This is a genomic window from Enterobacter sp. WCHEn045836 (genome assembly GCF_003965585.1).
GTDB classification, from domain to species: domain Bacteria; phylum Pseudomonadota; class Gammaproteobacteria; order Enterobacterales; family Enterobacteriaceae; genus Enterobacter; species Enterobacter dissolvens.
This window is the reverse complement of record NZ_RXPT01000021.1, coordinates 78,489-89,911: the sequence shown is the minus strand read 5'-3', so window position 1 is coordinate 89,911 and position 11,423 is coordinate 78,489. Positions and strand designations below refer to the sequence as shown.

Annotated in this window: 12 protein-coding genes; 9 read left to right on the top strand and 3 right to left on the bottom strand. The window is 56.6% G+C overall.

All coding sequences use genetic code 11. The features are described 5' to 3' along the window. Nucleotides 1-196 precede the first annotated feature (196 nt). Nucleotides 197-1,453: a valine--pyruvate transaminase gene (gene avtA / locus EKN38_RS22155; RefSeq protein ID WP_014830202.1), complete on the top strand. Its 1,257-nt coding sequence runs from the start codon at nucleotides 197-199 to the stop codon at nucleotides 1,451-1,453. Nucleotides 1,454-1,457: 4 nt separating this feature from the next. Here avtA and EKN38_RS22150 read toward each other — a convergent pair whose 3' ends face one another. Continuing rightward, a complete protein-coding gene (locus EKN38_RS22150; protein ID WP_014830201.1) occupies nucleotides 1,458-1,913 on the bottom strand; it encodes a 4Fe-4S dicluster domain-containing protein in 456 nt (151 codons plus the stop codon). A 3-nt stretch (nucleotides 1,914-1,916) separates the two neighbouring features. Next, nucleotides 1,917-2,735, bottom strand: a complete 819-nt coding sequence (gene yiaJ, locus EKN38_RS22145) for an IclR family transcriptional regulator YiaJ (protein ID WP_014830200.1) — start codon at nucleotides 2,733-2,735, stop codon at nucleotides 1,917-1,919. Between the two features lie 225 nt (nucleotides 2,736-2,960). Between yiaJ and yiaK the strand changes: the two genes are divergently transcribed. The 8 genes from yiaK (at nucleotide 2,961) to araD (ending at nucleotide 10,560) form a co-directional block, all read left to right on the top strand. Further along, nucleotides 2,961-3,959: a 3-dehydro-L-gulonate 2-dehydrogenase gene (yiaK, locus tag EKN38_RS22140; RefSeq protein WP_014830199.1), complete on the top strand. Its 999-nt coding sequence runs from the start codon at nucleotides 2,961-2,963 to the stop codon at nucleotides 3,957-3,959. A gap of 10 nt (nucleotides 3,960-3,969) precedes the next feature. Continuing rightward, on the top strand, nucleotides 3,970-4,437 hold the full coding sequence (locus EKN38_RS22135; RefSeq protein WP_014830198.1) for a YhcH/YjgK/YiaL family protein: 468 nt from the start codon (nucleotides 3,970-3,972) through the stop codon (nucleotides 4,435-4,437). A 26-nt stretch (nucleotides 4,438-4,463) separates the two neighbouring features. After that, the gene (locus EKN38_RS22130) at nucleotides 4,464-5,390 is read left to right on the top strand and encodes a DUF4862 family protein (RefSeq protein ID WP_014830197.1); all 927 of its coding nucleotides are present in this window, start codon (nucleotides 4,464-4,466) and stop codon (nucleotides 5,388-5,390) included. 46 nt (nucleotides 5,391-5,436) lie between these two features. Next, the gene (locus EKN38_RS22125) at nucleotides 5,437-6,756 is read left to right on the top strand and encodes an MFS transporter (protein WP_014830196.1); all 1,320 of its coding nucleotides are present in this window, start codon (nucleotides 5,437-5,439) and stop codon (nucleotides 6,754-6,756) included. 96 nt (nucleotides 6,757-6,852) lie between these two features. Further along, the gene (locus tag EKN38_RS22120) at nucleotides 6,853-8,358 is read left to right on the top strand and encodes an FGGY-family carbohydrate kinase (protein WP_014830195.1); all 1,506 of its coding nucleotides are present in this window, start codon (nucleotides 6,853-6,855) and stop codon (nucleotides 8,356-8,358) included. After that, the gene (gene ulaD, locus EKN38_RS22115; RefSeq protein WP_014830194.1) at nucleotides 8,355-9,008 is read left to right on the top strand and encodes a 3-keto-L-gulonate-6-phosphate decarboxylase UlaD; all 654 of its coding nucleotides are present in this window, start codon (nucleotides 8,355-8,357) and stop codon (nucleotides 9,006-9,008) included. Before EKN38_RS22120 ends, ulaD begins: the two co-directional genes overlap by 4 nt. A 2-nt stretch (nucleotides 9,009-9,010) precedes the next feature. Then, complete coding sequence (locus EKN38_RS22110) at nucleotides 9,011-9,871, top strand: L-ribulose-5-phosphate 3-epimerase (protein WP_125365967.1); 861 nt, start codon at nucleotides 9,011-9,013, stop codon at nucleotides 9,869-9,871. Next, complete coding sequence (araD, locus tag EKN38_RS22105) at nucleotides 9,865-10,560, top strand: L-ribulose-5-phosphate 4-epimerase (RefSeq protein ID WP_014830192.1); 696 nt, start codon at nucleotides 9,865-9,867, stop codon at nucleotides 10,558-10,560. Before EKN38_RS22110 ends, araD begins: the two co-directional genes overlap by 7 nt. Here the strand turns inward: araD and EKN38_RS22100 are convergent, their stop codons facing one another. Beyond that, nucleotides 10,561-11,379 carry a helix-turn-helix domain-containing protein gene (locus EKN38_RS22100; protein WP_014830191.1) on the bottom strand — a complete coding sequence of 273 codons (819 nt, stop codon included), beginning with the start codon at nucleotides 11,377-11,379 and terminating at the stop codon, nucleotides 10,561-10,563. It abuts the gene before it with no gap. Between the last annotated feature and the right edge of the window lie 44 nt (nucleotides 11,380-11,423).

The following is an 11,423-nucleotide window of genomic DNA, read 5'->3' as shown; positions in this document are numbered from 1 at the left end:
AGTTCTCCGTGCAGGCATTATTTTGTGGGGAACCCTCAGCCCCAAGGGGAGAGGGGAACTCAACAGAACTATTCACTACAAAAATCCACACCCGCCACATAAAACCACAAATCCGACCACACCAGCCGATTTGCACCCGCACGGTGCTAGCGTTATGGTTACCCACTTTCAAAACAAGCTCGACAGATCACCTGCTATGACGTTTTCACTTTTCGGCGACAAATTTACCCGCCATTCAGGCATTACCCGCCTGATGGAGGACCTCAACGACGGGCTGCGCACACCGGGCGCCATCATGCTCGGCGGCGGAAACCCGGCTCAAATCCCGGAGATGAATACCTATTTCCAGACGCTGCTCGCTCAGATGCTGGAAAACGGCAAAGCAACCGATGCGCTTTGCAATTACGACGGCCCACAGGGTAAAACCGAACTGCTGAAACTCCTCGCCGATATGCTGCGTGAAGAGCTGGGTTGGGATATCGAACCGCAGAATATTGCACTAACAAACGGCAGCCAGAGCGCGTTTTTCTACTTGTTTAACCTGTTCGCAGGACGTCGCGCCGACGGTACCACCAAAAAAGTGCTGTTCCCGCTGGCCCCGGAGTATATCGGCTACGCCGATTCGGGTCTGGAAGAGGATCTGTTCGTCTCCGCGCGCCCGAATATTGAGCTGCTGCCGGAAGGCCAGTTCAAATACCACGTCGATTTTGAACATCTGCACATTGGTGAAGAGACGGGCATGATCTGCGTATCACGTCCCACCAACCCAACGGGCAACGTCATCACCGACGATGAGCTGATGAAGCTGGATGCGCTGGCAAATCAGCATGGCATCCCGCTGGTGATCGATAACGCCTATGGCGTGCCGTTCCCGGGTATTATCTTTAGCGAAGCACGTCCGCTGTGGAACCCGAACATCGTCCTGTGTATGAGCCTTTCCAAGCTCGGCCTGCCGGGCAGCCGCTGCGGGATCATCGTCGCCAATGAAAAAATCATCACCGCCATTACCAACATGAACGGCATTATCAGCCTTTCTCCTGGCGGTATTGGCCCGGCGATGATGTGCGAAATGATTAAACGCAACGATCTGCTGCGCCTGTCTAATGACGTGATTAAGCCGTTCTACTATCAGCGCGTTCAGGAGACGATTTCCATTCTTCGCCGCTATTTACCGGAAGAACGCTGCCTGATCCATAAACCTGAAGGGGCGATTTTCCTGTGGTTGTGGTTTAAAGATCTGCCGATCACCACCGAGCTGCTTTACCAGCGCCTGAAGAAGCGAGGCGTATTGATGGTGCCGGGTGATTACTTCTTCCCGGGGCTGGACAAGCCGTGGCCGCATACGCATCAATGTATGCGCATGAACTACGTGCCCGATCCGGAAAAAATCGAAGCCGGGGTAAAAATTCTCGCCGAAGAGATTGCGTTCGCCTGGCGCGAAGACGCCCAGTAAGAACCTACGCCAGATGACGCAACCGTTCGGTGCGTAATCTGGCGGGATCGACACAGCTCAGCGCGTGGGTCGGACAGGCTTCCACACAGGCCGGTCCCTCCGCGCGATGCGCGCATAAATCGCATTTCAGCGCCTGAAGCGTATTTCCTGCCCACTGCACCTGCATCGCCCCAAACGGGCACGCCACCATACAGCGTTTACACCCAATACAGCGCGCCTGTTCAACCTGCCAGGCCCCCTCGCCACGGCGAATCGCCTGCGTCGGACAGACATTCGCGCAAGGGGCATCTTCACACTGATGGCAACCCACCGCCGTGGTGAAAGCGTCCCCTTTGATTACCCGAATGCGGGGCGTAAAGGCGTCTGCTGAGATGGCGTCCTGATGCGACACGACACACGCCACTTCGCAGGTGCGACAGCCGATGCATTTTGCCGAATCCGCCATGATGAACCGGTTCATCTGTTATCCCTCGCGCACGGTAAAACCCAGCTCTCTGGAGATCGCGTCCGCCGTTTCACGCAGCGGTGTGAGCAGATTTTTTTCGCCAATCTGCTTCATGCGGGAGGTCGACAGCGAAATAGAGATCGCATACGGCACGCGGCCATGAATATCAAACACCGGCACCGCAATACAGGAGACCCCCAGTTCGTTCTCTTCTTTGTCCATCGCCATGCTGTGCTCACGGATTTCCGCCAGCTCGTCATACATCGCGCTCAGTTCGGTGATGGTGTTGCGGGTCAGCGGCTGGATCTGATCCTGGTGGCTTTCCCAGTAGCTCGCCACATAATCCTGGTGACCGAATGCCATGTAGATCTTACCCATTGCCGAGCAGTAAAGCGGCATATGCTGGCCGATATAGGCGCGCGTGCGCAGCATACCGGTGGTCGGCTCAAGCTTGTAAATCAGGATCGCGTGATCGTCTTCGCGGCTGGAGAAGTTCACCGTCTCGCCAGTGGCGATATTCAGCGACTCAAGATGCGGAGCAGCCACGTGGATGATGTTCAGCGACGACAGCGCCTTTTGCCCGACGGCGATAAATTTGGTGGTCAGGCGATAGCTGCCCGCCGCCGGTGCCGGGGTGACGTACCCGCACGACTGCAATCCCTGCAGTAACCGGTGCACGGTGCTTTTATTCAGCCCGGCCAGTTCCGATAAATGGGCCAGAGGACAGCCGTTCGGATAGTTACTGAGGATCTCAATCAGCATCAGACCGCGAAACAAGCTCTGGCTACCAGCTGGCCTCTCTCTTTCTTGCGTCATGTCGCTCTCTTTCATGCTCATCCCATGGCTCCTTTTTATCGCGCCCTGATGGTAGCGCAAAGTGTGGTTCAGTTCACGATCTCAACAGAAAAAACACAACCAGTTGATTTTAATCGATTTTGAAAAACATGAATGTCGTTGATCTGGCAAAATTTGATCGCTATATTTGAAATCAGATTTCGCATAGTGAAATTTAGCGATAAAAAAGCACTCGCACTTGCCCCTACGAAGAACAGGAGAACAGGGATGAAAGTGACATTCGAAGAGTTGAAAGCAGCGTTCAATCGGGTTCTGCTCGATCGCGGTGTAAAAGCAGACACGGCGGACGCCTGCGCGGAGATGTTTGCCCGCACCACGGAATCTGGCGTCTATTCCCACGGTGTGAACCGCTTCCCGCGTTTTATTCAGCAACTGGACGCGGGCGACATCCTTCCTGATGCCCAGCCAAAACGGGTGACCACATTAGGGGCCATCGAACAGTGGGATGCCCAACGCGCCATCGGTAACCTGACGGCGAAAAAAATGATGGATCGCGCCACCGAACTGGCCTCCGATCACGGTATCGGTCTGGTTGCGCTGCGTAACGCTAACCACTGGATGCGCGGGGGCAGCTACGGCTGGCAAGCCGCAGAGAAGGGCTACATCGGGATCTGCTGGACCAACTCTATTGCGGTGATGCCCGCGTGGGGCTCAAAAGAATGTTGCATCGGCACCAACCCGCTGATCGTGGCGATCCCCTCCTCCCCAATCACCATGGTCGATATGTCGATGTCGATGTTCTCCTACGGCATGCTGGAAGTGAACCGACTGGCCGGACGCACGTTACCGGTCGACGGCGGATTCGACGACGAGGGCAATCTGACCAAAGAGCCTGGCGTGATTGAGAAAAACCGCCGCATTCTGCCGATGGGCTACTGGAAAGGTTCCGGCTTATCGATTGTGCTCGACATGATCGCCACCCTGCTCTCTAACGGCGCCTCCGTGGCGGAAGTCACCCAGGACAACAGCGACGAGTATGGCGTGTCGCAGATCTTTATCGCCATCGAGGTCGACCGCCTGATCGACGGCCCAACCCGCGATGCCAAACTGCAGCGCATCATGGACTTCATCACCACCGCCGAGCGGTCTGACGAAAACGTCGCTGTCCGTCTGCCGGGGCATGAATTTACGCGACTGCTTGAAGAGAACCGCCGCAACGGCATCACCATTGACGACAGCGTGTGGGCGAAAATCCAGGCGCTGTAAGGAGTGGGCCATGATATTCGGACATATTTCGCAGCCCAATCCGTGCCGCCTGCCGCAGGCGATTGAAAAAGCCCTCGATTTTCTGCGCACCACGGATTTCACCGCCCTGGAGCCGGGCGTGGTGGAGATTGACGGACGGAACCTCTTTGCCCAGGTCATCGACCTGACCACCAAAGAGCAGCATGAGAATCGCCCCGAAGTTCATCGCCGCTATCTCGATATTCAATTTCTGGCGTGGGGTGAAGAAAAAATCGGTATTGCTATCGATACCGGAAATAACAAAATCAGCGAATCATTACTGGAACAACGGGATATTATTTTTTATCACAACAGTGAAAATGAATCGTTTATTGAAATGGTACCTGGCAGTTATGCCATATTTTTCCCGCAGGATGTACACCGTCCTGCCTGTATTAAAAACAAGGAAGCTGCAATTCGTAAAATTGTGGTGAAAGTGGCAATCAGCGAATTAGATTAATTTTCTGATAAATACAGGAACGCGAAATGACCAACACCGGGTTTATTATTGGTGCGTACCCCTGCGCACCCTCGTTTCACCAGAAAGGGGAACAAGAAGAACAGGCCTTCTGGCGGGAGCTTTCCGACACACCTCACATCCGTGGGCTGGAACAACCGTGCCTGGAAAACCTGCATCTGTTTGGTGATGAATGGCTGTTCCGCCATACGCCTGGAGACTGGCAAATCGTCGTCACGGCCGTGATGGAAACCATGCGTCGCCGTGGTACCAACGGCGCATTTGGGCTGGCGTCTGCTGACGAAGAACAGCGTAAAGCGTGTGTGGAATATTACCGCCATCTGCAGCAAAAGATTGCTGCGGTTAACGCCCGTTTTCCGGGAAAGGTGATCGCTCTGGAAATGCAGGCAGCACCGCAGGCGGGCAAAGGTTCTGTCGAACAAGCCACGGAGGCATTCGCGCGCTCCATCCGCGACATCACGCGCTGGGAGTGGGACTGCGATCTGGTGCTTGAACACTGCGATGCCATGACCGGTCCCGCACCGCGTAAGGGATTTTTACCCTTAGAGCAGGTGCTGGAGGTGATAAAAGAGACGGATATCAGCGTCTGTATCAACTGGGCGCGCTCAGCCATTGAAGGGCGCAACACCACGCTTCCGCTTGAGCACGTTCAGACCGCCCTTCAGGCCGGAAAACTGGCCGCGCTGATGTTCTCCGGCACCACCACTCGCGGAGCGTACGGTGAATGGCAGGATCTGCACGCGCCGTTTTCATCGTACTGTACCGACAGTTTGATGACCACTGAACATGCAAAAGCACTCTTTACTGCGGCGAGCGCCGCAACATTGAAATTTTCCGGTATTAAATTACTGGAAATAAATGCTAATGCTGATATCAGCCATCGCATCGCTATTTTGCGCGACGGCATTGGCCAAATGAAAAAAGCAACGCAATAACAATAAAAAAAATCTTATTCCGGTTACCTACACTGAGATATTAAATATGAATACGTCTACTCAAGCTCTACATGCGGACATTCCGCGCCAGCGCTGGCTAAGAATTATTCCCCCGATTCTTATCGCCTGCATTATTTCTTATATGGACCGTGTGAATATTGCTTTTGCCATGCCCGGCGGTATGGATGAAGAGTTAGGTATTTCTGCCACCATGGCAGGCCTGGCGGGTGGGATCTTCTTTATTGGCTATCTGTTTTTGCAGGTGCCTGGCGGCAAGATTGCCGTTCATGGTAGCGGGAAGAAATTTATCGGCTGGTCGCTGGTCGCCTGGGCGGTGATTTCGGTCCTGACCGGACTCGTCACCAGCCAGTATCAACTGTTGGTGCTGCGTTTCTTACTCGGGGTAGCGGAAGGCGGGATGCTGCCGGTTGTGCTGACGATGATCAGTAACTGGTTCCCTGACGCCGAACGCGGTCGCGCCAATGCGATTGTGATTATGTTCGTCCCCATTGCCGGGATCATCACCGCCCCCCTGTCGGGCTGGATTATTACCGCACTCGACTGGCGCTGGCTGTTCATCATTGAAGGGCTGATGTCCATCGTTGTACTGGTGCTGTGGGCCTTCACGGTGTACGACCGCCCGCAGGAAGCACGCTGGATTTCTGAAGCGGAAAAAAACTATCTGGTCAAAACCCTGGCCGCAGAACAGCAGGCCATTGCCGGTAAAGCGGTGAAAAACGCCTCGCTGAGCGCGGTGCTGTCCGACAAAACCATGTGGCAGCTGATTGCCCTGAACTTCTTCTACCAGACCGGCATTTACGGTTACACCCTCTGGCTACCCACCATTCTCAAAGAGCTCACGCACACCAGCATCGGCCAGGTAGGCGTGCTCGCGATCCTGCCTTATATCGGGGCCATTGCGGGTATGTTCCTCTTCTCTTCGCTCTCTGACCGTACCGGTAAGCGCAAGCTGTTTGTCTCCCTGCCGCTGATTGGTTTTGCGCTCTGCATGTTCCTCTCCGTGGCGCTGAAAGAGCATACCTGGCTGGCCTACGCCGCGCTGGTGGGGTGTGGGTTCTTCCTGCAGTCGGCGGCGGGCGTGTTCTGGACCATTCCGGCACGCCTGTTCAGCGCGGAGATGGCAGGCGGTGCGCGGGGTGTAATTAACGCCCTGGGTAACCTCGGCGGGTTCTGTGGCCCTTATGCGGTCGGCGTGCTGATCACCTTATACAGCAAAGATGCGGGGGTTTACTGCCTGGCGGTGTCGCTGGCGCTGGCCTCGCTGCTGGCCCTGCTGCTACCGGCGAAGTGCGATGCCGGTGCGGAGCCTAATCCTACGGTGAACCCGCATAAGCGTGCGGCCTGATGCCCTCACCCCAGCCCTCTTCCACAGGGAGAGGGAGCAAGACGAGAACCCCAGCCCTCTCCCACGGGGAGAGGGAGAAAGACGAGAGAGTCAAAGATGAGTGAAAAAGAACCTTTCTGGCTGGGTATCGATTGTGGCGGTACTTATCTGAAAGCCGGTTTATACACCCGCGAGGGCAAAGAGGTCTGTATTGAACGCCGCACGGTTGCCACGCTCAGCCCGCGAGCAGGCTATGCGGAGCGGGACATGAACCAGCTGTGGCAGCAGTGTCACACCACCGTCGCTCTTCTGCTCAACAACGCCCGGGTTAGCGGCGAGCAGATCAAAGGCGTGGGCATTTCAGCGCAAGGCAAGGGGCTGTTTCTTCTCGATAAACAGGATCGTCCCCTGGGCAATGCAATGCTCTCCTCAGACCGTCGGGCACTGGACATCGTGCAGCGCTGGCAGCAGGACGGTATTCCCGAAAAGCTCTATCCGCACACGCGACAGACGCTCTGGACCGGGCATCCGGCCTCTCTTCTGCGCTGGGTCAAAGAGAATGAGCCACAGCGCTATCAGCAGATTGGCTGCGTGATGATGGCGCACGACTACCTGCGCTGGTGCCTCACCGGCGTAAAAGGCTGCGAAGAGAGCAATATTTCTGAATCCAATCTCTACAACATGAACACCGGCCAGTACGATCCGCAGCTCACGCGCTGGCTCGGTATCAGTGAAATCGACAACGCTCTGCCACCTGTTGTCGGTTCAGCAGAAATCTGCGGGGAAATCACCGCTCAGGCTGCCGCACTTACCGGTCTCGCGGCGGGAACCCCCGTCGTTGGTGGGCTGTTTGATGTGGTTTCCACCGCGATCTGTGCCGGACTGCACGACGAACATACGCTGAACGCCGTGATGGGCACCTGGGCCGTCACCAGCGGGATTGCCAATGCGCTTCGGGACAACGAACCGTATCCCTATGTCTATGGGCGTTACGTCCACCCGCAGCAGTACATTGTCCACGAAGCCAGCCCCACCTCTTCCGGCAACCTTGAGTGGTTAACCGCCCAGTGGGGCGAGATCTCTTTTTGCGAGATCAACCACGCCGTGGCCAGCCTGCCGAAAGCCGAAAGCGATCTGTTCTTCCTGCCGTTTCTCTATGGCAGCAACGCCGGGCTGGAGATGACGAGCGGCTTCTACGGCATGCAGGCGCTGCATACTCGCGCGCATCTTTTGCAGGCAGTTTACGAAGGCGTGGTGTTCAGCCATATGACCCATCTCAGCCGCATGCTCGAACGCTTTACCGACGTACAGGCACTGCGCGTCACCGGCGGCCCGACCCACTCTGACGTATGGATGCAGATGCTGGCGGATGTCAGCGGTCTGGCGATTGCGCTGCCGCAGGTGGAAGAGACTGGCTGTTCCGGCGCGGCGCTGGCCGCCCTGGTTGGTACCGGCGTTTATCCCGATTTTTACGCAGCGCAGCGCGCGCTCAGACACGACATTCGGGTCATTGAACCCGACATGCACGCCCATGCGGCCTATCAGCGCAAGTATCAGCGCTACCAGTTACTGATTTCAGCACTACAGGGCTATCACGCCCGTGTTAAGGAGCACGACCTATGAGCCGACCATTACTGCAGCTGGCGCTCGACCACACCTCACTTCAGGCTGCCCAGCGCGATGTCGCCAGGCTTTCCGATCACGTCGATATTATCGAAGCGGGCACCATTTTATGTCTGACCGAAGGGCTTAACGCCGTGCGTGCGCTACGCGAGCAGTGTCCGGCAAAAACCCTCGTGGCGGACTGGAAGGTGGCCGACGCCGGAGAAACGCTGGCAGAGCAGGCGTTTGGCGCAGGCGCGAACTGGATGACCATCATCTGCGCCGCGCCGCTGGCCACGGTTGAAAAAGGCCACGCGGTGGCGCTGCGCTGCGGTGGGGAAATTCAGATGGAGCTGTTTGGCAACTGGACGCTGGACGATGCCCGCGCCTGGCACCGCATCGGCGTGAAGCAGGCCATCTACCACCGGGGACGCGACGCACAGGCCAGCGGTCAGCAGTGGGGTGAGGCCGATCTCGCCCGAATGAAAGCGCTCTCCGACATCGGTTTGCAGCTGTCCGTCACCGGCGGCATCACCCCGGCTGACCTGCCGCTGTTTAAGCAGATCAACGTCAAAGCCTTTATCGCCGGTCGCGCGCTGGCAGGCGCGGCCAATCCACCGCAGGTGGCAGAGGCCTTCCATTCGCAAATCCGCGACATCTGGGGAGCGTAATCATGCGTCAGCATCCGTTAGGTATTTACGAAAAAGCGCTGCCGAAATCCCTCACCTGGCCGGAGCGCCTGGTGCTGGCAAAAAGCTGTGGCTTTGATTTTGTTGAAATGTCGGTAGATGAAACGGACGAACGCCTGTCACGCCTGGCGTGGAGCACCACGCAGCGTGCATCGCTGGTGGAAGCGATGCTGGAAACCGGTGTGTCGATCCCCTCCATGTGCCTGTCTGCCCACCGCCGCTACCCGTTTGGCAGCCGGGACGAAACCGTCCGCACCCGCGCCCGGGAGATCATGTCCAGCGCCATTAAACTGGCGCGTGATTTGGGTATTCGCACCATCCAGCTGGCCGGGTATGACGTGTATTACGAAGAGCATGATGAAGGCACCCGGCAACGCTTCGCCGAAGGGCTGGCATGGGCAGTCGAGCAGGCCGCCGCCGCGCAGGTGATGGTGGCCGTTGAGATCATGGACACCGCGTTTATGAACTCCATCAGCAAATGGAAAAAGTGGGACGAGATGCTGGCCTCGCCGTGGTTTAGCGTTTACCCGGATGTCGGCAACCTCAGCGCGTGGGGTAACGATGTGGCCGCCGAACTGACGCTGGGCATTGACCGCATCGCGGCAATCCACCTGAAAGATACCCAGCCCGTCACGGCACAAAGCCCAGGACAGTTCCGCGACGTGCCGTTTGGCGAGGGCTGCGTCGATTTCGTTGGCGTGTTTAGCACGCTCAATAAGCTGAACTACCGCGGCGCGTTTCTGATTGAAATGTGGACCGAAAAAGCAAAAGAGCCGGTACTGGAGATTATCCAGGCGCGCCGCTGGATTGAAGCCCGTATGCAGGAAGGAGGCATGACATGTTAGAACAACTCAAAGCCGAGGTGCTGGCAGCCAACCTGGCACTGCCCGCCCACCAGCTGGTGACCTTCACCTGGGGTAACGTCAGCGCGGTGGATCGCGACAGCGGTCTGATGGTGATCAAACCGTCCGGCGTGGAGTATGACGTGATGACGGCGAAGGATATGGTGGTGGTGAATATTGCCACCGGTGAGGTGGTCGAGGGCAGCATGAAACCGTCGTCAGACACGCCTACCCATCTTGCGCTGTACCGTCGCTACCCGGAGATGGGCGGCATCGTCCATACCCATTCCCGCCATGCCACCATCTGGTCTCAGGCAGGTCAGGATCTGCCGGCCTGGGGCACGACGCACGCGGACTACTTCTACGGCGCGATCCCCTGCACGCGGCGGATGACCACGGCGGAGATCGCAGGAGACTACGAGTATCAGACCGGTGAAGTGATCATCAAAACCTTTGAAGAGCGCGACATCAGCCCCATGCAGATCCCGGCAGTGCTGGTGCACTCCCACGGACCGTTCGCATGGGGTAAAGATGCCGCCGATGCGGTACACAACGCCGTGGTGCTGGAAGAGTGCGCGTATATGGGCCTGTTTTCGCGCCAGCTTGCGCCGCAGCTTACGGTTATGCAGCAGGAACTGCTCGACAAACATTATCTGCGCAAGCACGGTGCGCATGCCTATTACGGGCAGTGATCAACCGGAATTAATGTGTTCCTTACAGTACCGCCGTTTCCAGACGGCGGGCGTTAACCCGGTATGCTTCGAAAATATCTGCCGGAAATACCCCACGTCGTTAAAACCGCAGCGGGCGGCCACTTCCGTTAATGACGCTGAGTCATTCAGCAGCATTTTTTCTGCCGCCCTGACGCGCTGGCGATGAATCGCTTCCGTCAGGGTTAAATGAAATGTCCGACGAAACACGCGCCCGAGGTAATCGGCATTACAGTGCAGCGATTTTGCCAGCAACGAGGTGGAGAGCGGTAAATGAAACTGCGTGCGAATAAGCTGTTTTGCCTTCCAGGCCAGTGCTGCACCGACCTCATCGGCGCGGTCCTCATACCCTGCTGAGAGGGATATTTGCTGCAAAATCAGTAGCAAAAGCATTTCCAGCGCCACGCTGCGCTGTAATTTTTCCTGCTCACTGAGGAACTGGCGAAAAAGCGCAATCACCGACGGGACATCCCTCACGCAGCAATGTTGTTCAATGGTCAGCGGAGAAGCCTCCGGCAAAGCGGAAGACTCAGGCTTCACCTCAAAATGCAGCCAGTAGAATCGCAGATCGGCCGGAAAATCTTCTGTACCCACATGCCTCCGCTTCGGCCAGAGCAATAAACTCTCCCCCGCCTTCACCTCAAAAAGACGGTTCTCCTCCCGGATCGTTAATGTCCCTTTTTCGACAAAAATAATCTCCCACGACGTTAATTTACGCGCCGGGTGGCGACCCACGCCCCGCGAAATAAATAATCCGCCATTTTGCACCTTAATCGGAAGCGCTATGGATAATTCGAGCATGGATATTCACCATTCCGCTTTTATTGCCGTATTTAATTGACTTA